The 23,801-nt window shown below is 35.5% G+C and carries 22 protein-coding genes and 1 pseudogene; 19 read left to right on the top strand and 4 right to left on the bottom strand.

Going from position 1 to position 23,801, the window contains the following annotated elements; genetic code table 11:
• Positions 1 to 2: 2 nt before the first annotated feature.
• Positions 3 to 1,355: a gluconate:H+ symporter gene (locus P3G65_RS07280; protein ID WP_019292754.1), complete on the top strand. Its 1,353-nt coding sequence runs from the start codon at positions 3 to 5 to the stop codon at positions 1,353 to 1,355.
• Positions 1,356 to 1,392: 37 nt separating this feature from the next.
• Here P3G65_RS07280 and nhaC read toward each other — a convergent pair whose 3' ends face one another.
• On the bottom strand, positions 1,393 to 2,808 hold the full coding sequence (nhaC, locus tag P3G65_RS07275; RefSeq protein ID WP_019292753.1) for a Na+/H+ antiporter NhaC: 1,416 nt from the start codon (positions 2,806 to 2,808) through the stop codon (positions 1,393 to 1,395).
• Between the two features lie 628 nt (positions 2,809 to 3,436).
• Here nhaC and pyrR point away from each other — a divergent pair.
• The 6 genes from pyrR (at position 3,437) to P3G65_RS07245 (ending at position 8,630) form a co-directional block, all read left to right on the top strand.
• The gene (pyrR, locus tag P3G65_RS07270; RefSeq protein WP_004256286.1) at positions 3,437 to 3,961 is read left to right on the top strand and encodes a bifunctional pyr operon transcriptional regulator/uracil phosphoribosyltransferase PyrR; all 525 of its coding nucleotides are present in this window, start codon (positions 3,437 to 3,439) and stop codon (positions 3,959 to 3,961) included.
• A gap of 2 nt (positions 3,962 to 3,963) precedes the next feature.
• Positions 3,964 to 5,250, top strand: a complete 1,287-nt coding sequence (locus P3G65_RS07265; RefSeq protein WP_014025016.1) for a uracil-xanthine permease family protein — start codon at positions 3,964 to 3,966, stop codon at positions 5,248 to 5,250.
• 100 nt (positions 5,251 to 5,350) lie between these two features.
• Positions 5,351 to 6,274 (top strand): aspartate carbamoyltransferase catalytic subunit, encoded by a 924-nt coding sequence (locus tag P3G65_RS07260; RefSeq protein ID WP_004256295.1) that lies wholly within the window; start codon positions 5,351 to 5,353, stop codon positions 6,272 to 6,274.
• Positions 6,275 to 6,297: 23 nt separating this feature from the next.
• On the top strand, positions 6,298 to 7,368 hold the full coding sequence (locus tag P3G65_RS07255; protein ID WP_004256298.1) for a carbamoyl phosphate synthase small subunit: 1,071 nt from the start codon (positions 6,298 to 6,300) through the stop codon (positions 7,366 to 7,368).
• A 106-nt stretch (positions 7,369 to 7,474) separates the two neighbouring features.
• The gene (locus tag P3G65_RS07250) at positions 7,475 to 8,023 is read left to right on the top strand and encodes a biotin transporter BioY (protein ID WP_004256300.1); all 549 of its coding nucleotides are present in this window, start codon (positions 7,475 to 7,477) and stop codon (positions 8,021 to 8,023) included.
• A gap of 211 nt (positions 8,024 to 8,234) precedes the next feature.
• Positions 8,235 to 8,630, top strand: coding sequence for an ArsC/Spx/MgsR family protein (locus tag P3G65_RS07245; protein WP_004256302.1), 396 nt, complete (start codon positions 8,235 to 8,237; stop codon positions 8,628 to 8,630).
• A 170-nt stretch (positions 8,631 to 8,800) separates the two neighbouring features.
• Here P3G65_RS07245 and P3G65_RS07240 read toward each other — a convergent pair whose 3' ends face one another.
• From P3G65_RS07240 to P3G65_RS07230, 3 genes are all read right to left on the bottom strand, one after another.
• Positions 8,801 to 9,373 carry a hypothetical protein gene (locus P3G65_RS07240; protein WP_004256304.1) on the bottom strand — a complete coding sequence of 191 codons (573 nt, stop codon included), beginning with the start codon at positions 9,371 to 9,373 and terminating at the stop codon, positions 8,801 to 8,803.
• Positions 9,374 to 10,402, bottom strand: a complete 1,029-nt coding sequence (gene queA / locus P3G65_RS07235) for a tRNA preQ1(34) S-adenosylmethionine ribosyltransferase-isomerase QueA (protein WP_004256306.1) — start codon at positions 10,400 to 10,402, stop codon at positions 9,374 to 9,376.
• A 349-nt stretch (positions 10,403 to 10,751) separates the two neighbouring features.
• On the bottom strand, positions 10,752 to 11,105 hold the full coding sequence (locus P3G65_RS07230; RefSeq protein WP_017370431.1) for a helix-turn-helix transcriptional regulator: 354 nt from the start codon (positions 11,103 to 11,105) through the stop codon (positions 10,752 to 10,754).
• Between the two features lie 132 nt (positions 11,106 to 11,237).
• Between P3G65_RS07230 and P3G65_RS07225 the strand changes: the two genes are divergently transcribed.
• The 12 genes and pseudogenes from P3G65_RS07225 (at position 11,238) to P3G65_RS07170 (ending at position 23,799) form a co-directional block, all read left to right on the top strand.
• Positions 11,238 to 11,444 (top strand): helix-turn-helix transcriptional regulator, encoded by a 207-nt coding sequence (locus P3G65_RS07225; RefSeq protein WP_019292751.1) that lies wholly within the window; start codon positions 11,238 to 11,240, stop codon positions 11,442 to 11,444.
• A 104-nt stretch (positions 11,445 to 11,548) separates the two neighbouring features.
• Positions 11,549 to 12,958 carry an ATP-binding cassette domain-containing protein gene (locus P3G65_RS07220; protein WP_107106262.1) on the top strand — a complete coding sequence of 470 codons (1,410 nt, stop codon included), beginning with the start codon at positions 11,549 to 11,551 and terminating at the stop codon, positions 12,956 to 12,958.
• Positions 12,958 to 13,767 (top strand): annotated as a pseudogene (locus P3G65_RS07215) (ABC transporter permease). The gene P3G65_RS07220 and the pseudogene P3G65_RS07215 overlap by 1 nt, the downstream one beginning before the upstream one ends.
• A 25-nt stretch (positions 13,768 to 13,792) precedes the next feature.
• Positions 13,793 to 16,111 carry a CDP-glycerol glycerophosphotransferase family protein gene (locus P3G65_RS07210; RefSeq protein WP_284071141.1) on the top strand — a complete coding sequence of 773 codons (2,319 nt, stop codon included), beginning with the start codon at positions 13,793 to 13,795 and terminating at the stop codon, positions 16,109 to 16,111.
• 16 nt (positions 16,112 to 16,127) lie between these two features.
• On the top strand, positions 16,128 to 16,925 hold the full coding sequence (locus tag P3G65_RS07205) for a hypothetical protein (protein WP_019292746.1): 798 nt from the start codon (positions 16,128 to 16,130) through the stop codon (positions 16,923 to 16,925).
• 26 nt (positions 16,926 to 16,951) lie between these two features.
• Positions 16,952 to 18,049, top strand: a complete 1,098-nt coding sequence (gene wecB / locus P3G65_RS07200; RefSeq protein WP_019292745.1) for a non-hydrolyzing UDP-N-acetylglucosamine 2-epimerase — start codon at positions 16,952 to 16,954, stop codon at positions 18,047 to 18,049.
• Positions 18,050 to 18,088: 39 nt separating this feature from the next.
• Entirely contained in the window at positions 18,089 to 19,705 is a 1,617-nt protein-coding gene (locus P3G65_RS07195; RefSeq protein WP_019292744.1) for a CDP-glycerol glycerophosphotransferase family protein, read from the top strand.
• A gap of 8 nt (positions 19,706 to 19,713) precedes the next feature.
• Positions 19,714 to 20,139, top strand: a complete 426-nt coding sequence (tagD, locus tag P3G65_RS07190; protein ID WP_029346251.1) for a glycerol-3-phosphate cytidylyltransferase — start codon at positions 19,714 to 19,716, stop codon at positions 20,137 to 20,139.
• The gene (locus P3G65_RS07185; RefSeq protein ID WP_019292742.1) at positions 20,140 to 20,571 is read left to right on the top strand and encodes a hypothetical protein; all 432 of its coding nucleotides are present in this window, start codon (positions 20,140 to 20,142) and stop codon (positions 20,569 to 20,571) included. It begins immediately after the preceding gene.
• Between the two features lie 6 nt (positions 20,572 to 20,577).
• A complete protein-coding gene (locus tag P3G65_RS07180) occupies positions 20,578 to 21,777 on the top strand; it encodes a CDP-glycerol glycerophosphotransferase family protein (protein WP_019292741.1) in 1,200 nt (399 codons plus the stop codon).
• Positions 21,767 to 22,912, top strand: a complete 1,146-nt coding sequence (locus P3G65_RS07175; RefSeq protein ID WP_019292740.1) for a CDP-glycerol glycerophosphotransferase family protein — start codon at positions 21,767 to 21,769, stop codon at positions 22,910 to 22,912. The genes P3G65_RS07180 and P3G65_RS07175 overlap by 11 nt, the downstream gene beginning before the upstream one ends.
• Positions 22,909 to 23,799 (top strand): phosphodiester glycosidase family protein, encoded by an 891-nt coding sequence (locus P3G65_RS07170; RefSeq protein ID WP_017370437.1) that lies wholly within the window; start codon positions 22,909 to 22,911, stop codon positions 23,797 to 23,799. Before P3G65_RS07175 ends, P3G65_RS07170 begins: the two co-directional genes overlap by 4 nt.
• The last annotated feature ends 2 nt before the right edge of the window (positions 23,800 to 23,801 follow it).

Genomic DNA, 23,801 nt, shown 5'->3' with positions numbered 1-23,801 from the left:
TTATGGATTTACTTATCGTTTTGGTCGGAGTATTGATCTTGCTTTTCTTGATTGGGAAAGCTAAGTTTAATACTTTTGTCTCTCTGGTTATCGTTTCCTTTATTGTTGCGATGCTTCTTGGGATTGATTTAGCAAAGATTCCAACTTCTATCGAAACAGGGATTGGCGGGCAGCTCGGTCATTTAGGAATTATCTTTGGGTTTGGAGCCATGCTTGGCCGCTTGGTCTCAGATGCCGGCGGTGCCTATCGTATTGCGCACACGCTGATTGACAAATTTGGGAATAAAAGGATTCAGCTTGCTGTTGTTTTAGCTTCCTTTATCATTGGAATCGCACTTTTCTTTGAAGTCGGTATGGTTCTTTTAATTCCAATTATCTTTGCGATTGCTGCAGAACTCGCTATTCCAATTCTCTATTTGGGTATTCCGATGGTTGCAGCTCTGTCTGTGGCCCATGGCTTCCTCCCCCCTCACCCTGGACCTACAGCCATTGCAGGTGTTTACGGGGCAAATATGGGTTTAGTCCTTCTTTACGGTTTTATTATTGCCGTACCTACAGTTCTCATCGCAGGACCTCTCTTTACAAAATTTGCGAAAAAGATGGTACCGGATGCTTTCTCAAGAAAAGGCAATCTGTCAACAGTTGGAGAATATAAAGAGTTCAGACTTGAAGAAACACCCTCTTTCTTGTCAGCAACGCTTACCTCACTTATGCCAGTTCTTTTGATGGCCATTTCTACTTTATACGTGATGGTGGCACATGGAGGCAAAACACCAAAAAATCCAAGTGCGCTAGATAATATAGTTGCTTTTATTGGTAGCCCGGATGTGGCAATGCTTCTTTCACTACTTATCGCTATCTTTACCATGGGTATTTTCCGTAAGATTCCAATGAAACGTTTAATGGCATCAGCAGAAGCTTCTATTAAACAGATTTCCATGATGCTCCTAATTATTGGTGGTGGTGGTGCCTTTAAACAAGTCCTTATTGATGGTGGTGTGGGTGACTCAGTTGCTCAAATCTTCCAAGGTAGTCGTCTGTCACCCTTGATTTTAGCTTGGTTAATTGCTGTTGTTCTACGTTTAGCTTTGGGTTCTGCCACAGTTGCAGCCTTAACTGCAGCTGGACTCGTTTTACCTTTAATGGCAGCTACAGGTACAAATCCGGCTTTGTTAGTTATCGCTACAGGAGCAGGCTCACTTTTCTTTAGTCATGTCAATGACGCAGGTTTCTGGATGTTTAAAGAATATTTCAATCTTACAGTCAAAGAAACGCTGTTAACATGGTCGCTTTTAGAAACATTAATTGCCATTGTTGGGCTCGTTGGAGCACTTATATTAAATGTGTTTGTATAAGAAAAAAAGCCATTAGAAGTTCTCTAATGGCTTTTTATTACAAACTTTGCACTGTAGAAACAACATCTTTTGTTTTCATACTGGAAATCTTTTTAACCCCAAGGCCAGTAAAAGCGCTGATAAGAGAAAAGACAGGGGAGAACAAACTAAAGAAGACAAAAGGTAAGTAAGTCAGAGTTGGTACGCCGAAAGTACTGGCAACGAAACTCCCTGCAATTCCCCAAGGAATAAGGTAGTTGATGACTGTTCCGCCATCCTCAAGCGTACGTCCCAAGACAACGGGGTCAAGATTGGCTTTTTTGTAGACCTCTTTAAAAGCATTTCCAGGAAGAATTATCGAAAGAAATTGCTCACCAATAAAGATATTTACACCGATACTAGTAAACAAGGTCGTTGTGATCAAACTCTTTGGTGAGGCAAGCTTATGTGCAACCCGGTCCATGACTGTCGAAACAAGTCCTGTTTTCATGAGGAGACCGCCAAGAGATAAGGTAAGAATGATGAGTGATACTGTTGACATCATGCTTTCAATTCCACCACGTGAAAGTAGGAGGTCAATTTCTTGATTTCCTGTTGCTGATTTAAAACCAGAATCAATTAATAAACCGAGGTCAGTAACTTTTGTATGTGGGTTCTGAATAAATATCATTACTAAAGCGATACCGATATTTAAAAGAATAGTAAGGATGGCAGGGATTTTTTTCCAAGCACAGATAAACATAAGGAGGATAGGAATGAAGGCCCAGCCAGAAATTGAAAAATGAGCATGTAGAACTTTTGTGACTTCAGCAATCTTATCTAGACTCGTTGCTTGGTTGCTGACACCTAAAATGGCAAATAAGACTAAGGAAACCAAAAATGCTGGAAGGGTTGACCACATGAGATTTTTGATATGCTTAAATAAATCCGCATCAACAACGGCAGCAGTAAGGTTTGTTGATTCTGAAAGTGGAGACATTTTATCTCCGAAAACAGCACCCGAGACAATCGCCCCAACGATGAGAGCAGGATTTAGTCCGAGCGTTGCACCGATACCAAAGAAAGCAATACCGATAGTCGACATCACGGTAAAAGCACTTCCTACGGCACTCCCTACAATTGCACAGACAATGAAGACTGAAGGTACGAACCATTTGACACTGATAATATCAAAGCCAAGGACCATAAGAGTAGGAATAATTCCAGCTTGAATCCATACAGCGATTAAGGATCCTACTAAAATAAAGATAAATATTGGGATGATGCCAGGTTTTATTCCAGAGATAATACCATCATGAATTGCATCGAAGGGCATACGTTTTACAGACATGTAAATCATGACAATACCGATAGCAAACAAAATGGCAATATTGGGAGCAATCTTAAAGCCGATTACGGAAAGGGCAATTGTTGCGATGACTAAAGTAAGCATGAGACAGGCTTCCATCATGCTGGGTTGTTTTATTTTTTTCATATATTTTTCCTTGTAGATTAACTTGTGTTTTGCAATTGTTTATGAACGTTTGTTAAACAATATCGGATAATTCCTCCACAGGATAAATAACTTATGTTCTGTGAGCTCATATCTTTCCTCCTTTTGAAATAAAAAAACACCCTCAGCTTAAGAAGCTAAGGGCGAATTTCTCCACGGTACCACCTTATTTTTAAAACAGCGAGTGTTTTTCTTTATCATTTCATTTATTATTTTTATCCGCTCATTTTAGTGTAATTCAACAAATAGTCCTGATCGGTTCGCAGCAACCACCGACTTTCTGAACAAGAAAACTATTTCCTACTGGGTTAAAATGTTTTTTAGCTTATGTACAAGAATATATTAAAGTTTTTAATTTGTCAAAAATATTTACTCAAAGAATAGAAATATTCTGTATATTGATAATTATTTTAATTTTGAAAGGGGGATCTGTCGTAAATTCTTGCAAAAAAATCAAGGATTTGCTATAATCACTATAACCTTTAAGTGTGTCCAGAGAGGCAGGCAAGGTCAGAATCTTGAATGAACTTAATTAAAGTATATTATAGAGTATTTTCTGATACCTTCCCTAGCCCTTGGACTAGGGAATTTTTCTATATTGGAGTGTTTTATGGCAAAAAAAGAAATCATTGATGAAATCACAATGAAACGTGCGATTACACGTATTACTTATGAAATTATTGAACGAAACAAGGAATTGGATAAACTGGTCCTTATCGGAATTAAGACACGTGGTGTGTACTTGGCTCAACGAATCCAAGAGCGTTTGGCCCAATTGGAAAATATCGATATGCCTTTAGGCGAACTTGATACACGTCCATTCCGTGATGATAAGAAAGCGACAGAAGATACAACAGAAATTAACGTTGATATTACAGGGAAAGACATTGTCTTAGTAGACGACGTGCTCTATACTGGTCGTACGATTCGTGCAGCGATTGATGGTTTAGTTGACCGTGGACGTCCTGCGCGTGTCCAGTTAGCAGTCTTAGTGGATCGTGGGCATCGTGAATTGCCGATTCGTGCGGATTATGTTGGAAAAAATATTCCCACATCCCAAGGTGAAGAAATCATTGTCAACATGTCAGAAGTTGACGGTGAAGATAGCATCTTAATTAAGAAAGAAGAGGCTTAATCGTGTCCAGTAATACAGATATTCTTTTAAAAGTTGACGAAAAACCAAAAGGCGGGCAATGGTTTGGCCTTTCATTCCAACATCTCTTTGCCATGTTTGGCTCAACGGTTTTGGTTCCTATCCTTGTAGGTATTGACCCTGCGATTGCGCTGCTTAGTTCTGGTTTAGGGACTTTAGCGCATATGTCGGTGACACGTTTTAAGGTCCCGGCTTATATGGGTTCAAGTTTTGCCTACATCGGGGCAATGCAACTCCTGATGAAGCAAGGTGGAATGCCAGCAATTGCTCAAGGTGCTTTAACCGGTGGTTTAGTATACTTGCTTGTTGCCATTATTGTTCGCTTTGCTGGGCAAGGCTGGATTGACCGAGTTTTACCGCCCATCGTTGTAGGTCCAATCGTTATGGTTATCGGTCTTTCCTTGGCACCTGTAGCTATCAATGACTCCATGTACACTAACCCGGGAGCAATGACAGGATATAGTTTGCCTTTCTTAGCTATTTCCATGATTACTGTCATGGCAATCGTTATTTTCAGTATCTACGGCAAGGGTTTCCTTTCTGTAGTTCCGATCTTGCTCGGAATTGTTACCGGATATGTCGCAGCCATTATCATTGGTAAAGTAACTGGTCAAAGCATTGTTGACTTTTCAAATGTTTCCCAAGCAAGCTGGCTCTCACTTCCTACAATGGAAATTCCGTTTTTAAGTTATAAGTGGGCCTTTTATCCTTCAGCAATCTTGACGATGGCGCCTATCGCCTTTGTTACAATGACGGAGCACTTTGGACACATCATGGTTTTAAATTCCTTGACGGGCAAAGACTATTTTAAAGAGCCAGGCCTTGACCGTACTTTAGCAGGGGATGGGGTAGCACAAGTTATTGCTTCATTTATCGGTGCGCCGCCAGTAACTTCATACGGGGAAAACATCGGTGTTATGGCCATTACGAAGATACATTCGATCTATGTTATTGCCGGTGCCGCTGTTCTTGCGGTAGTAGTTAGCTTCATCGGGAAATTGACAGCCTTGCTGACTTCCATCCCAAGCCCGGTTATCGGTGGAGCTTCCATCGCCCTCTTCGGAGTTATTGCTGCAAGTGGTTTGAAAATTATTGTTGAAAATAAAATCAACTTTGATATCAAACGTAACTTGTTAATTTCAAGTGTCGTACTGGTTATCGGTATCGGAGGTATGGTTCTTGACATCACGCAAAATCTACAAATTTCATCTGTAGCTATTGCAACAATTATTGGTATTGTGCTTAATCTGGTTTTACCGGAGGAAGCTTAATATAGAGTTTTGCTCTTCAAAGAGCAAATCACAGTCGTTCATTCACATTTTTAAAAATCATGCTACAGAGAGAGCATGATTAGGGTAAAGGAGACCTATAATGTCAGTAACAAATGGTTTAGTAAGCTTGTCACATTTGACAAGCATGGAAGTTTTGTCAACAGAAGAAGTTATGGCTTTGATCAAACGTGCTTCAGAGTTTAAAAAGGGAACAGCAAAATTTGAAAGTGATCGCCAAATTTTCACTTCCAATCTTTTCTTTGAAAACAGCACCCGGACACATAACTCTTTCCATATCGCTGAACGTAAATTAGGCTTAGATGTACTTGAGTTTGATGTTGGGACAAGTGCGCTGAGCAAAGGTGAGACACTGTACGATACAATTTTAACTTTGGACGCACTTGGCGTTGAAGTTTGTGTAATCCGCTCTTCTGAGGAGCATTACTACGATCAGTTGATTAATTCAGACAATATCCATTGTGCCATTGTAAATGGGGGAGATGGAAGTGGACAACATCCAAGCCAATGTTTGCTGGATTTGATGACGATTTATGAAGAATTCGGAAAATTTGAAGGTTTAAAAATTGCCATCTCAGGTGATTTAACCCATTCTCGTGTCGCTAAATCAAATATGATGATGCTTCAGAAATTAGGGGCTCAAATCTATTTCACTGGACCTGAAAAATGGTACAAGGAAGAAGAATTCGGAGCTTATGGTAGTTATGCGCATCTGGATGATATCTTGCCAGAACTTGATGTGCATATGTTACTGCGTGTGCAGTATGAGCGTCATACAGCAGGAGATATTATTTCTAAAGAAGATTACCATGAACGCTATGGTTTAACCGTAGATCGTGCCGAAAAACTGCGTGATACCGCTATTATTATGCATCCTGCACCAGTAAACCGTGATGTTGAAATTGCGGACAGCTTAGTAGAATGTGCGAAAAGCCGTATTGTCCAACAAATGACCAACGGTGTTTACACCCGCATGGCTATTTTAGAAGCCGTATTGCGCAACTAAGCGAAGAATTATTGGAGGAATCTATGAAGCGACTGTTAATATTAGAAGATGGAACCATTTTTGAGGGGCAAGCCATTGGTGCCAATACAGATATCACTGGAGAACTTGTTTTTAGTACGGGAATGACCGGTTATCAAGAATCCATCACGGACCAATCTTATAATGGACAAATCTTGACCTTTACTTATCCATTGGTTGGAAATTACGGCGTCAATCGAGACGACTACGAATCAATTCATCCAAGCTGTAAGGCAGTCGTGGTGAGTGAAGCAGCACGCCGTCCGTCAAACTGGCGTATGCAGATGTCATTGGATGAATTCTTAGAAGCTAAAAATATCCCTGGGATTTCAGGCATTGATACACGGGCTCTGACGAAAATTATTCGTCAACATGGCACTATGAAGGCAGCATTGGTTAATGCTAAAGATGAAATAGAGCACCAAATGAGCCAACTTAAAGCCACTGTTTTACCTAATAATCAAGTGGAAAAAAGCAGTACTTTAACAGCATACTCTTCCCCCAATACAGGAAGAAAAGTAGTTGTTGTTGACTTTGGTCTTAAACATTCAATTCTACGTGAATTATCAAAAAGACATTGCGACATTACTGTTGTGCCCCATAATACGACTGCAGAAGAAATTTTAGAGATGAGCCCAGATGGTGTCATGCTCACAAATGGTCCTGGAGATCCGACAGATGTTCCTCAAGCGGTGACAATGATTCAACAGATTCAAGGTAAAGTTCCGATTTTTGGAATTTGTTTGGGACACCAACTCTTTAGTCTAGCAAATGGCGCAACAACATATAAAATGAAATTTGGCCATCGCGGCTTTAACCATGCTGTCAGAGAAATTGCAACAGGCCGAATTGACTTTACGAGCCAAAATCATGGGTATGCCGTATCATCAGAGGATTTACCAGAAGAGCTTTTGGTTACCCATGTAGAAATAAACGATGGGTCCATTGAAGGGGTACGCCACAAACGTTATCCAGCCTTTTCGGTACAATTTCATCCAGATGCGGCACCCGGCCCACATGATGCAAGTTATTTATTTGATGACTTTATGGACATGATGGATGAATATCAAAATTAAAAAACAGCTGAAAAGGCTGTTTTTTTAATAAATCATAAAGTTTAAGATTGTATTCTTTTATAAAAGCTGATATAATTTTATCTATAAAACAAAAAAGGACTTTTTCATGAAAATTTCTAAAACATATTCTATTACCCTTATCGCTTTAGGGGCGGCGATTATTGCAGTACTTTCTCCCTTGGCTATTCCTGTGGGGATTGTACCCATTACGCTTCAAACTTTGGCGATTGGCCTTATTGCAACCTTGTTGCAGCCTCGTGAGAGCTTTTTTGCATTACTGATTTACCTCGTCTTAGGAGCAGTTGGTTTACCCGTTTATGCCGGAGGAGCATCAGGGATCGGTGCTTTATTTGGTCCAACAGGTGGCTTTTTATTCTCCTTTGTACTCGTAGCTCCCCTCCTTTCGTACTTTTTAAAGAAGACTGAACGTAAATTTTTCTCTATTTTACTGACCAATCTTCTTGCTCAGTTTTTGATTCTTGTACTGGGTACCGTATGGCTAAAATTCTTTATCGATGCACCTTGGGGAACAGCCTTTGGTATTGGCTTTGCTCCTTTTATTCTCGGAGCAATTATCAAGGCAGTGATTGTAGCTGCAGTTGGTGTAGCACTCCTTGATATTCTTTTTAAAACCAATCCTTATTTTTCTAAATAACAATTTATAAAAAGCTTTCCAAATTATTGGAAAGTTTTTTAGATAAAGAAAGGTGCTTTGTATTTACCAAGCTTTGTCTTATTTTCTCATAGAATTGATATATAATTTTTATTATGGGAAATAAAGTGATTCAATATTATAGAGAAAGTCTCATTGTACAAAAGAATAGGTCACTTCCTGTTTTCTTATTTAAAGAATACGGGAGGAAAGTATGATTAAATTTTACTATAGACAAGGCCGTGGTTCTAGCCAAAAAGCAAAGTCATGGTTTGAAAAGTATAAAATAAATGTAGATATGAAAAGAATGGGTGAAATCTCTAAGCAAGACTTGCAAAAAATTTTGTCCTATATGGATGGAGGAATTGAGACAATTACCAAACGGTCGAGCATGAGTAACCCCCAGACACAGAGCAGTTTAGACATGCTTCTAGAAATGAATCTGGACGAAGGTCTAGAATATTTATCTCGAAATGCTTATCTGCTTCGTTCACCGATAGTTTTAGATGAAAATAAAGTTCAAGTGGGGTATAACATGGATGATTTACGTCAATTCTTCCCAAGAGAGTACCGCAGGTTAGAACTAGCTACAGACCAAGGTTTTATCTAAAATTAAAAGAAGAATTGGAATGAACAAAATGAAAAAATTTTGGAAAAAAGTAGAAGAAGGTATGGAATATTTTGTTTATATCTTGTTTATCATTATGTTCTCAATCTTATTGGGATTTAATTGGCATATTATCCCTTGGATATGGGTAAAATAAAAAAAGAGACTCAATGCTATGTCTCTTTTTTTATTACTTCTTGGAAGACCGTTTTATTGACAGTCTTTGAGCTTTCTGCAATCCGGTAAAGGGCGTTACGCTGCAATAACTGTATCTTAGGTAGAAGAGATTGCCCATCTTTTAGATAAGTGCTAATCAGCTTATTAGGATCAAAGTCAATGTCATCAGGAGGAAAGGAAATTAAACTTGAACCAAGATAGTCCATCGTCGAGAGCTTTCCTTCTTCCATATGATAGGTTCTTGCTTGTGGCTGTCCATTGTTAAAGAAGGCAATAACAGCATTGTAGGCAACTTTTTTAGTTAGCCCGTAGCGTTTGTCCTTATAACGGAGCAATGCGCTGAGAAGGAACTCCTGAGCTTCGAGGGGGATAAGCTGCGGTTGATAATGGAGTTGTACTAGAATTTCTTCACTTATCTTGTGAAAACCTGTAATCCCCACTAAAAAGCCATTAGGACTCACATAAAATTTTTTAAAATGTGTACGAATAGCTTGCTCATTTTCGGTAATTTGCCCATCTGAAAGGACAGAAATAAAATTCTTAGTGAGTGCTAAATTAAGAAAGCTCATTTATTTTACGAACATCGCGTCACCAAAGCTAAAGAAGCGATAGTGCTCATCAATTGCATGTTGGTAAGCTTCAAGGATAAACTCTTGCCCAGCAAAAGCAGCAACCAGCATAACCAGTGTTGATTTTGGCAAGTGGAAGTTCGTGTTGAAAGCATCAACGACTTTCCATTGATAGCCAGGTTTGATAAATATATCTGTCCAGCCAGAATCTGCTTGAATATCTCCATCAAATTTTGTTCCAATCGTTTCCAATGTACGGATAGAAGTTGTACCGCAAGCAATGACACGATGTCCAGATGCTTTAACAGCACGAAGTGTTGCCGCAGCCTCTTCCGATAATTGATAGAATTCACTATGCATATGGTGTTCTTCAATATTATCAACGCTCACGGGACGGAAAGTACCCAAACCGACATGTAAAGTAAGTTCCACAACATGAACACCTTTAGCACGAATCTTATCTAATAGCTCAGGTGTGTAATGTAAGCCGGCGGTTGGTGCTGCAGCAGATCCGTTTTCTTTTGCAAAGACGGTTTGATAACGTTCTTGATCCTCTAGTTTTTCATGAATATAAGGTGGAAGTGGCATTTCGCCTAAACTTTCTAAAACTTCAAGGAAGATACCGTCGTAACTAAATTCAACGATACGTCCGCCATGTTCCAATTCTTCAACAACTGTTGCTTTTAAACGTCCATCGCCAAAAGAAAGTTCTTGACCAATGCGCATCCGTTTTGCAGGCTTAGCTAAAGTTTCCCATTGATCACCTTCAGTGTTTTTAAGAAGGAGAAGCTCTACATGTCCTTGAGTTTCTGGCTTAACACCATAAAGACGTGCAGGAAGGACACGGGTATTATTGAGAACAAGGGCATCACCAGGATTAAGCTCATCCACAATATCATAGAAGTGTTTATCTTCCATAGAATGGCTTTCTTTATCCAAGACTAAAAGCTTTGACTCAGAACGCTTTTCAAGAGGTGTTTGGGCGATAAGTTCTTCTGGTAAGTTAAAATCAAAATCATTAATGTTCAAAATATATTTTCTACTGCTTTCTTAAATTTTTAATTTTCCTATATTATTGGATCCCTATGAAAAAGATGACTTTTTCGAAAGAAGAAGAACTTTTTCATTAAATGATGGCCCCTAATATAAAAATTTATAATATAGATTTCCATTCTCTTCCTATAAAAAGTAGAGAACAGATAACAACAATATTATATCACAAATGAAAAGCTTAGATTAATCTTGCTTCTTTTTAGAGTAAAGTTATCTACTTCTATCACTTCGTACAATTATTCCGCAAAAATAAATTAATGAGCCATTATATAATGGTGTAAATAAAAAAAGCTACCCTGTTGAGATAGTTTTTTATTTCCCCAGTTTAATCCTTGTTTTTAGAGTAAAAATAAGCATCGAGTGTCCTTTTTAAGAATACTCGATCTTTCTCTTCAATTATTTCTTTTTTATAGAAAAGAGCCTCATCAATCAGGCGATCAAGGTTAAGAGAGAGTTTATTTTTGTAGGTAGTATCAATATCAGATTTTTCAACTCCCAAAATATCGGCCATTTTTTGAATTACACCTTGTGAAGGTGTGATTCGCATATTAAGGTAATCTGATAAAGTAGAAGGAACTATCCCGATTTTAGAAGCGAAATCTTTCTGCTTTATACCGCTCATCTGAAGATACTTTTTAATATTAGTTGCGATAATAGCGCGATGTTCTTGAGTATCCATGTATTTATTATAGCGTTAAACACAAACGCAATCAAGAAAAATAGTGCGGGTTTGCCTTAATTATTCATTTATAACGTATTATAATTAAAATAATTGTGTTCATTTATGTTCAAATTAAGAAATGAGGTTTTTATGCAACAGAATTCTTTAAAAGGTTGGAGAGAAAAAGAAGGTTTGTCAAAGGAATTACTTGCAAGTAAATTGAATTTGACTGTCAGTGAGCTTGGCGATTTAGAGAAAGATTCTTCTCGGATCTCTAAAAAAAAGTTAGAAAGAATTCTCGCATTATTTAATATTACCTACGATGAAATTATTTTAGGTAAGACAGAAAATCATTAAAATTTATACGAGAAAAATACGTTTTTAACGTATTTGGTTTCTGCTAATTAAAGAGATGTTTTTGAAATTGTAGGACAGAAGTGTCAAAGGAGAAAAAAGTACACGTGAAGCACAGCAAAATAAAAGCCGAGTATTTGTCGAAGAAATTTGAGATGCTGCCGGTGAAAGATACACGGAACAAGGCAAAATCTTTAATAGGAGCAAATGAAAAAAGTCAGAAAGATTTTTGGGCTTTACGTAATGTAAGCTTTGAAATACATGAAGGAGAATGTGTCGGAGTCATTGGGCTGAATGGTGCAGGAAAATCAACACTTTCTAATATCATTAGCGGTCAAATTGCGCAAACTACAGGACAAGTTGAAATTAATGGTGACGTTTCGATTATTGCAGCTAATGCAGGCATGCAAAACAATCTTTCTGGACGTGAAAATATCCGTCTGAAGGGCTTGATGGTCGGTATGAAAAATAAGGAAATAAAAGCCAAGATGCAGGATATTATTGATTTTTCTGAACTTGGACCTTTTATTGACCAACCCGTTAAAACGTATTCCTCAGGTATGAAGGCAAAACTGGGTTTTTCTATCATGGTACATCAAGATCCTGACATTATGATTATTGATGAAGGACTTTCTGTTGGTGATAAAACCTTTGTTGACAAATCGAAAAAGAAAATGTTTGAATTTCGGGATCAAGGGAAAACAATCTTGATGGTTTCACATGATATGCGCACGGTTAAAGAGTGGAGTGATCGCGTTATTTGGCTGAATTACGGAGAAGTCAAGGCATATGGAACGCCAGAGGAAGTTATACCAGAGTATGAAAAGTTTGTCCGTTGGTTTAAATCCTTATCAAAAAAAGAACAAGAAGCTTATAAACAAGAACAACGTCAAGCCCAATTTGACTACTCTGTTGAGGAGTTAAAAAAAGAAATTATTAGTCAAAGTTCTTCGAAAAGTCGTCGTGTTAATCGTGAAGTGACCCAAAGTTTGAAAAAGAAGAAAGACAATCACAAACTATCTTTCTTCTCAAAAATAGTAGTGGCACTTTGTATGCTGGTTTTTCTCTGGATTACTCTCGTTTCTTTGAGTAACACGACATTGAAAAAATCAGTCCAACACCCCGTAAAATTTTTCTCACACAACCTTTTTAAAGCAAAAGAAGTATCTCGTGAAGATAAACAAACTAATAAGACAACAGAGAGTACTATAACCACTTCTTCAAGTTCAGAAAATGAAGAAGCAATCTCTCAATCTACTTCACAACCAAGCACAAGTGAAAGTGTGACAAGCACGAGTGAATCTGAACCAGGTACGGCAGAGGAAACAACATATGTGATTCAAGCAGGGGAATCGCTAGGAAGTATTGCTGAAAGTAAAGGCTTAACTGTGGATGCAATTCAAGCGGTTAATCCAGGAATTGACTTTGATGTTATCCGACCAGGTCAAACTATAAATTTACCAACAACAGCAACCGATGCAACCACAGAGCAACCAGATGGAGGGGTAATTCAATAATGAAAGATGCTATTCTTTACCTTAAAGAGCAGATTAAATATTTTCCTATAGCTATCAATTTATCAAAATACAGTACCAAAAGCACGTCGATGCAAAATAAGTTTGGACGCATATGGGAAATTTTGGATCCTCTAGTACAACTTGCCATCAACTATATTATTTTTGGTGTATTGATGAACCGCTCGGCTCCAGATGGTCTTCCCCCACTGCCTTGGATGTTTATTGGTATGGGCGTATATTCTTTTATGCAGCATGTTATTGTAACTGGAGCAAAGAGTGTTTCTACACAATTTAAAACGACTGCGAAAATGAAATTCCCTGTAAGCATTATGCCTACAGCATCAATGTTTGGCTTTTTAACAGAATTATACATCATGGTGGGAATGGGATTAATTATTGCAATGTTTTCAGGCTACTATCCATCCATGTATTGGTTGCAATTGCTATATTACTTCCCCATGTTAATTATTTTTTCCTTAGCAATGTCACTTTTATGTTCTTCAATCGAAGTTGTATTTCCTGATTTTAAATTCTTTTTGAATTATATCTTTAGATTTTTAATGTATGGATCAGGTGTCATTTTTTCATTGGATCATTTTAAAATTATTCCTCAATTTTTGATTCAATCACAATTGATTAATCCTTTTTATTATCTAATAGAAGGGTTTAGGGATATAGCATTTGGGAGAGCCTGATTTTGGGAAAAAGGTATGTATAATGTGGGCTTTATTTTGTTGCTAATAATTTTACTAATAATCGGGGCCAATATGCATATGAAGATTCGAGATAGAATTTCAGATTATTTATAAACTAAGGATTAGAAAAGAGTAAACAGTGGAAGTATTATTTATTAATAGCAAATTAGGTTATGATTACCAGATAGAAGACGAAGGTAAAGGAATATCAATTATTAGTAGTGAAGGTAATTTAAGTTATTTTAAATTTAGTGAAGCTCCTTTCAGAGAGGGCCCTCTCTATAAAAATGAAAAAATAATAGCACAAGTTTCCTTCAACTCTACTCACTTTTTTTATGTTATTGAACAACAAAAACAATTAATATCTGTACAACAAAAAATTAGAGATAAAAATCACTTTTTTGATAGACACATTGAAATTTATGATAAACATCTTACAATAAATAAAACAGGTATTGCTTCAATGACGCTTTATATTCACGAAGGTAGAAAGCGATTATTAGGAAAGAGAGTGAACGGACTCCTTTCAAGGAAGCAGCAAAATGAATGGTATACAATGAAGCTTCCGATAAAAAATAAAAAAATCCTGGGTTCAATAAAATATAATAACAAAGCTATTTTTATTACTTACTATCCTAATAAAGATAAGTTATCTATATCAAAAATATTTCTTGAAGAGATAGATGCAAGGTTTCAAAAGGTAACTATTAATAATAGATCAAATATTGAATTTATGTATGAAAACGAAAATTATAATTTTGATTTTAGAAAAGTTGAAAAAGACCATGGTATAAAAGTAAGAGGCTCTAAAGCAAAGCTTCCAATAGGGATAGTTCTTAAGTTAAAAATCAACAAAACATGCTTCTATATATATTCCTATAAAGGAAAAAACTATTTAACCTGTTGTCCAAAGAAGTCTTATGGTATCAAATCAGATCTTAAGGTATCTTTTGTGAAGGATACAGTTATTATATACGGAAAATATAGTAATACATATAGGCAGTCTACAGGGGAGTACGATTATATTTATATTAAAGGGAATGATAAACCTATTTCCAGTTTTCGAAGATTATCTACTGGTATAGGAAAAAGTTTTGCCTTTGCAAAAATACCAATAGAATTTTTAACAGATACAGAAGAAATTCATAGAGGACTTTATTTAGGAAATGAAGTAGAAAAACTATATCCCCTTTATATGAAGAATTATTTAAAAGAAGATTTTGAAGTTTTTGCACGAAAAAAAATTAATAGCAATATCGTAATATTCAGAGGAAATGTGGGTGAAGGGACAAGTTGTACAATATTACCTTTTTCAGAAGAATATTCGCTTTCAAACATACTGAAACAGAATATTGCAAGTCTTACAAGAAAAAAAGGAGATAGAGCTCCGATAAATTTATATTTTGAAAAATTCTCAAAAAAAGCAGATGAATCTGCAATTAAGGTTTTTGATAAAGTCTTGGCAGAGAATACTCTTTCGAAAAACTATTTTATATTAGATAAAAGAAGTAAAGACTTCCCACTGCTTAAAGAGAAATATGGCAACAAATTAGTAAAAAAATATTCTTTAAAGCACTACAGCTTGATATATAATGCTGATCACTTTATTAGCACAGAATTTTCAAATCATCTTATTAACGACAGAATATTTATTAATAAACTAAGAAGCAAAATTACAAAAACGCCCTTGATATTTTTGCAACATGGGATTATGTTTGCCAAGCCAATTGAAAATCCAATGGCTGCTGGTTTTCATAAAAAGAATATAAAGATAAATTTAAAAAAAGTTGTTATTAGTTCGAAATTAGAAGCAAAAGAATTTTATAAAGTGGGATATCAACCTGATGATCTTCTCCTAAGTGGGTTGGCGACTTTTGATTATCCAGTCATTAATGATCTAAAATTTTACTCATATATGCCAACTTATAGATATTGGGAAGAACATTTAGTTTATGAAAATAGGTTAGAAGAAACCAGTTATTATCGGGATATTATCTCAGTCATTAGAGCCTTTGAGGAAAATAATTTACTAGAAAAACTATTGATTGTACCACATAATAAATTTGCTGATTATATCGTGGATCATTTTCCAAATTATAAAGAAAATATCTGTACGAATCCTTCAGAGGCATTAACAGTTTCAAAAATATTTATATCTGACTATTCTAGTGCGATTTATGATGCTATCAATCGTGGTGCTTATCCTATTTTTTGGTGGAAAGAAAAGGATATGCTGATAGAGAAGTACCAGGCACAGCCGTCCTTAAATGAAGATACAGCTCCAGGTCCAATAGCCTACACTGAACAAGAACTTATTGAAACAGTACTTAATGCAGAGAGAAGAGGATTTCAATTGGAGGAAGTTTTCATAGATAAATATAAAAAGATAAATAATTTTTCCGATAATAAGAATACAGAACGAATTGTAGATTACTTAAAAACAGAAAAAATTATTTAAGATTTGGAGGGAAATCATGTCTGGTAAATATGTAGATAATGGTTCAGATAAATTAATAATAGTGTTTCAATCTGCTGGAAGAGTTCCACAAGAAGCTATAATATCTTATCTCAATAAAGAGGTAACAGATGAGGACATTGGACGCTACCATGAGAAATATAATTGGTTTAATTGGACTAAAAAAATAGAAGAGGCAGATTTCTATTATATTGAAGACCACTATTCTGGAATATATGGCTGGTACATCAGTGATTTTGGAAAAAATATTATCAATGATATACAGAAAGAAATCAAAAGTATTGTAAGTAAGAAAAATTATCAGATGGTGATATCTTTTGGAAGTAGTAAAGGAGGGACAGGAGCTTTGGTTCATGGTTTATTAAGTCCTTATATTAGTAAAATTTTTAGCTTGGTCCCCCAAATAAAAATTACAGAGTATATTAATAAACATCTTTCAATGCTTAAACCACTCATTTATGCAGAAAATCAAGACAATATAAATGAGAGTACTATGAATGATATCAATAATTTTATCCACCCTCTAAATATAACACGAAAGAAAACAATTTTCTTTTATACTGGTGTGGCAGATGAACAATTTAAAGAAACAAAACTATTTTCAGAAAAAATAGTTAATTATGGCGTTTCATCTACTCTAATAATTAATGTTGAAAAGAAAAAGCACTCACCAATGGTAATGGATAATGTGGAATTCATTGAAAATTTATTAAAAAACATTCTTTCTAATAAACGAACAAAAGATAAAAATCTTTTTGAGTTGGAGCCTAAGACATTTTTATATTTAGGAAAGTAGAAAACAATAAAGAATAAGGAGAAAAAATGAAAAAAATAATGCTAGTATTTGGTACAAGACCAGAAGCAATTAAGATGTGTCCTTTGGTTAATGAGCTAAAAAGTTGTCCTAATTTTGATGTTAAAGTCTGTGTGACAGGGCAACATAGGGAGATGTTAGATCAAGTTTTACACATTTTTGATATAAAACCAGATTATGATTTGGAGATAATGAAAAATAATCAAACTTTATTTGATGTAACTTCAGCTATTTTAATGAAAATAAAACCAATCTTAGAAGAGGAAAAACCGAATGTATTATTGGTACATGGTGACACAACCAGTACATTTGCTGCATCTTTAGCTTGCTTTTATCTCCAAATTCCAGTTGGCCATGTTGAAGCTGGTTTACGAACTTACGATATTTATTCTCCATTTCCAGAAGAGTTTAATCGCCAAGCTGTAGGTTTAACCGCGAAATTCCATTTTGCGCCTACAGAGATTTCTAGGCAAAATCTATTTAGAGAAGGAAAAAATAGTTCTGATATTTATGTGACCGGAAATACAGCTATTGATGCCCTAGCCACAACAGTAATTAAAGATTATAAACACCAACAATTAGAATGGGTAGAAAATAGCCGGTTAATAATGATCACAGCACATCGTAGAGAAAATTTGGGAAAACCAATGGAACAAATGTTCCGAGCAATTCGTCGTATTGTTGAAGAACATGGTGATGTAAAAGTTATTTATCCAATTCATCTAAATCCTAAAGTTAGAGCTACTGCTAAAAATATTTTAGGAGATAATGATAGAATTCGTTTGATTGAACCTTTAGAGGTTATTGACTTTCATAATTTTCTTGCGAGAAGTTATATGATTTTGACTGATAGTGGTGGAATTCAAGAAGAGGCACCATCCTTGGGCAAACCTGTTTTAGTAATGCGTGATACTACTGAACGTCCTGAAGGAATTAAAGCAGGCACTTTAAAACTTGTAGGTACTGAAGCAGAAACGATTTATCGAGAGTTTAAAACTTTGCTTGAAGACAGAAATGAGTATGAAAAGATGAGTCATGCAAGTAATCCTTATGGAGATGGTAATGCCTCAAAAAATATTGCTGATATTTTAACTCAAAAATTGTAAGAGATATTTTAAAGTAGAGGAAATAATATATATTTATTAATGACCAAAATAACAGTAAAAACTATTAAAGTTTTAAAAACACAAGTTAAAATCAAGGTTAAAGTGCCCAAAGAACTAAGCAAAACTTTATTATATGTGAAGTCTCGAAAAGATGAACAATATTCGTTTACTGTATCAGCAAGTTCCTTAACGGATACAGAAGTAGTTTTTCTGTTACCGCTTAAAGCAATATCTCCTTTTAGTCTCTATTATGATCTTTACCTAGAATACCAAAATGAAAATGGAGAGCAACAATATCAGAGGATCTGTAATCATTCGAGATTACAACGTCAAGCGATAAATTGGTTACATTTGAAATATCAAACAGTAATAAATGTTAGAAAAAAATATTTAATCACAGCATATTTTGCAGTTGGAGGATATTTAGCTTTACAGATACGAGAAACTGATGAATATGATGCAATTAGGTATAAATTAAAAGAAGTAGTTGCTTTGCTTTTAGTGCCCTTTGTTTACTGGTATTATAAGGATTTAAGGCTTATATACGAAAAATTCTCTAATTACGCGCGTGATAATTCCTTCTATTATTTTACTTATGTGCAAAATAATAGAAAAAATAAACTATTCTATATTATAAAAAAAGACTCACCTGACATATCAAATTTGTCTCCATTCAGAAAAAATATAGTTTATTTTATGAGTGTTAAACACATTCTTTTGATTGTTATTTCAAAATATTTTATTGCTTCAGAGTCTAAGGGACATGCTTATGCATGGAGACACAATCAAAGTATTGCACGCTTTTTCTTGAACAAAAAGCCATTTGTGTTTTTACAACATGGCGTTTTAGGCTTAAAGAAAGTGGATCGAACTTTCTTCGCTAATAATAAACTAAATCATGCAGATTTATTTATTACCAGTTCATTTGTTGAAAAGAATATAGTTTTAGATTATTTAGGTTACGATGAAAAACAAGTTGCAGTTACAGGTTTAGCACGCTGGGACAATGGAAAACAAATAAAGAAGCAAAAAAAAATATTCATTATGCCCACCTGGCGTACACACTTAGAACTTTTATCACATGAAGAATTTTTGAGAAGCAATTTTTATAAAGAGTATTATAATTTAATTCATTCTGAGATTTTAGAAGATATTTTATGTAAATATGATTATTCCTTACATTTTATGATGCACCCTAAATTCATTCAATTCGAAAAGTATTTTACATCAAGTAGTGATCATATAAAAGTGTTATATCAAGATGAACATCCACTAGATGAGGAATTACGATCAAGTGAACTAGTTATCACAGACTATAGTAGTATTATGTGGGATTCGCTTTATTATAATATTCCAACACTTTTATTCCAATTTGACCAAAAGGAGTATTTAAACCTTCAAGGAAGTTATCTAAATATGGAGAAAGATTTATCAAAAATAGTTGTACTTGACGCAGATAGTTTATTACAAAAAATAAAAGCTTTTATTGTTAAGAATGATACACCAGAAATAATGAGCTACCATATGAAATACTTTACTTTTTATGATGCTGAAAATTCGAAAAGAATTGACGAAGCAGTGAGAAGTTGGGAAGAGGAATTTCAATTTATACCTCTTTTAAAAAAATTATTAAGACGGAAATCAAAAAAATGGTAGGTAAAGAAATGAACAAAGAAAAACGCATCCTCGTCGCAGGTACCTTTGACATTCTCCACGAAAGCCATGTAGACATGTTACGCAATGCCAAGAACCTTGGCGATAAGCTTATCGTCATGCTTTCGACAGATGAATTCAATGCCCAAAAAGGGAAAAAAGCTTATCAAGAATATGCAACCCGTAAGTATATTTTGGAGTCTATACGTTATGTTGACCTTGTGGTGCCTGAGCAATCTTGGGAGGACAAAGCGCTCTATATCGATATGTTTGAGGTGGATATTTTTGTCATGGGTGATGATTGGAAAGGAAAATTTGACTTCTTGAAGGAGCAATTTCCTGAGTTGAAAATCATGTATTTCCCACGTGGTAAAACTTCATCTTCAAGTATCAAACAAGATTTAGGGAAGATGTATATTTCTAATATTAAAGAATAAATGAACGATATAAAAAAGATTCTCTTAAAGTTAGGATTGGTTATTAATCCGCTTAAATTAATAAAACTATTGAAACAAGTTGATTATTTATTCAAGCATCGCCAAAATAATTACCCTAATGATCGCAAGGCAACCGACTTATATTTGAAAATTGATAGTAGCATGTATACTTTTCAAGGAAAGAAGTTTTCTAAAGTAGAAAAACTACCTGAGGTGTGCAGTTTAATAACTTTAAGTGAAGAGTCGGTGACTAAAAGCTTAGCAATTTTAGGAAAAACGGAACAAACAGATATCAATGCTTTATTAAAAGCTTTAAGTAAAGTAAAAAATACAGATACTTTTCAAAAAGTGATTGATGAAATTTCAGAAGATTTTTCTACAAATTTATCACTGAATCAGTTCGTTAAAATAGTAGGGAAAAAATTTATTTAGAGTGTAATGAAAGGGACAATATTGATTTTATTAGCGAGACTAAGATTATTTTTTATAAGAACAATAATGTACCCCTTTTTGTTTATTTTAGGAGTAGTTTTTAAGACAAATTCAAAGATTATTTTGTTGACCTCATTTAATGGGAAATCCTACTCGGATAATCCACGCTATCTGTTTGAATATATGAGAGATTCGGAACAGTTTTCTGATTATCAACTCATCTGGGCTTTCCAAAAAAAACAAGCCATAGCAGGAGCAAAAACGGTAAAATTTAACTCGCTTCAATATTATTACTATCTTTCTAAAGCCAAATATTGGATTTTCAACTCCAAAATGGCACCTTATTATTATAAGAAGTCAGACCAAGTTTACTTACAAACTTGGCATGGCGTTCCCTTGAAGCGATTAGGGCATGACATCATAGATAATGGTTCAACTTATTATCGAAGCAAACAAAGCTACAAACAGATGGTAAAGTCCTATGATAAGGACCGGAGGCATTGGGATTATCTTATCGCTTCTAGTCCCTTCTCGGCTCAGGTATTTGAAACAGCATTCGCTTTTCCGCAGCCCAAAATGCTCCATATTGGTTACCCACGTGTTGATTGTTTGGTGCATCCAGATCCTGTAAAGATCGCAGAATTAAAGAGGAAGTATCATTTGCCAACAAATAAAAAAATAATTCTTTATGCTCCAACATGGCGAGATAATGCTTATAGTAATACGGGCTACACCTTTGAATTAAAGGTCGATTTTTACAAATGGAAAAGGGCGCTTGGAGAAGGCCACATTGTTTTGTTTAAACCGCATTACTTGATTTGTAGCACTTACCATATCCCTCGTGATTTAAAGAATTTTGTGTTTTTCATGAATCCAAATCAGGATATTAACGAGGCTTACTTGGTGAGTGATGCCCTGATTACAGACTATTCAAGTGTGTTCTTTGATTATGCACAAATTGGAAGACCGATTTACTTTTATATGTACGATCTTGAACATTATGCTGAAGAATTACGAGGTTTTTATCTCAAAGTCCCTGATGATTTACCTAATGATGTCGTAAAAACAGAAGAAGAACTCCTAAAAATGATTAAAGATGATTGTTTTGACTACCAAAGGCTGCGCGCCTTTAACGAGAGATTTAATCCGTGGAATGATGGCAGTGCTTGTGAAAAAATTGTAAGTGAGGTTTTTAGTGAAACTTAAATCTATCGTGTTGACCATCATTTTGGCACTCTTCTATCCTTTTACTTTTCTTTTTCGTGTGCATCAGAACCGGATCACTTTCATTTCGCTTGAGCATGATAACCTATCCAAGGATTTCAAAATTCTGCATGATGAGTTAAACGCAAAGCAAGAGTATGAGATAAAACCCCTGCTTTTCAAGTTCCAGCCCACTTTCCTGGGTCAACTCCAGTATGGACTGGCTTGTATCCAGCAACTTTTCGTCCTTCAAAGTTCAAAACTGGTGATCATTGACTATAACAACTTTGTCATTTCCAAGTTTCCTCATCGTAAAGAAGTCAAAGTCCTAGAGATTTGGCACGCCACTGCAGCTCTAAAAAACTTTGGCAACTGTGTCCAAAGGGATTACGAAATTAAAAACTACGATTATGCTATCGCCAACTCCGACTTTTACAAAGGAGTATATGCCCAAGCTTTCAATCTTCCTGAAGAAAATGTCCTTGTTACAGGTATTCCTAACAATGACAAAATCTTCGATGACCATTTTGTTCAAGACACCAAAGTACGACTTCTTGAAAAGTATCCAGTTTTGGCCAATAAAAAAGTCATTACTTATGCCCCAACATTTCGTGGACGGATCAGTACATATTTTAAAGAAGCCAAGATTGATTTGGCGCGCGTGCACCAAGCCTTGGGTGAAGATTATGTCATTATCTACAAGGCGCATCCACTTATTTCAGGTTCGGCTTATGAGAATAATCCTCATGTCCTTTTCATCGAAGAAGAACCGATCTCCTCGATTTTCTGCGTCACGGATGTTTTGATAACTGATTATTCGGCTATTGCAGTGGATTGGATGGTCTTTGATAAACCTATCATCGCTTATGTGCCCGACTTTAAAAGCTATTCTAAAAAACCAGGTTTAACAATCGATTACTTGCAAGAATTTCCAGGAGCGGTTACTTTTAATGAAGGTGAACTTATCCAAGCGCTCCAGGCAACGGATAGCACATCCTACCAAAAGGAAAGAGCTCTCTTTTTCAAGAAAACCTACAACTATTGTGATGGCAAAGCGACAGAACGTGTGCTTAAGGTGATTGAAAATCTTATGACTGAAAAAACAGTAGAGAAAAATATGAGGGAAGTAGAGATATGAAAACGATAAAAAAACGAAAGAAGTTAGGTTGGTTTATTAGCTTTGGCCTTCTACTAATTGTAGGTTGGTCTGCATTTATAATTATGACTCCTAAAAAACAAGAAGAACCACATGGTCAAGCTCAAAGTGTACAACATACAGATCAAGAGTCAGGTTATATTGCCTCCAACAGTTCGAAAGAAGCAGTCAAGTCTTCTGAAAGTATTGTCAAAGATACAGGAGAAGCCCGCACGATAAAACTAAATTCGAAAGAGGGAGGCGAGAAGTTTACTGATCTTTCGTCGGGCAGTTTTAAAATTTATAAAGCCAACAATGTCGAAGTATTAAAAACGGCAACTTCGGTTGATGCTCCAGCTTTTACCTTGCAAGAAATTATGCAAAAATACCCCGAGGCCTTAATCATGAATGCTTCTGGATTTAATATGAGCACTATGCACATCACAGGGTTTCAGATGAATAATGGAAAACTTTTTAAGGATTGGGGTTCAGATAAGAGAGCTAACAATGCCTTTGTTATCAATAGCGACGGCAGTAGTCAAATCTATGACTCTTCTGTACCCGCCTCAACAATCATTGAAAATGGTGGGCAAATGAGTTTCAGTTTCGGTTCGGTGCTAATCCGTGATGGTGAAATTCAAAAAAATGATGGTTCAGTGAATTGGATGATTCACTCTTTTATAGCAAATGACGCGCAGAATAACCTTTACCTTATTATTTCGGATACAAGTACAGGATATGATCAGATTATGAATAAGTTTAAGGAGTTGAATTTAAAAAATGCAGTGGTTCTGGACGGCGGCGGATCAAGTCAAATGGCATTCAAGGGCGAAGTAATATATCCGAGTCAGGATCAACGCTCAGTTAATGATTTTATCATTCTTAAATAAGG

It is taken from the genome of Lactococcus sp. bn62 (genome assembly GCF_029492705.2).
Classification (GTDB): Bacteria; Bacillota; Bacilli; order Lactobacillales; family Streptococcaceae; genus Lactococcus; species Lactococcus petauri.
This window is presented reverse-complemented; position numbering and strand designations above follow the sequence as displayed.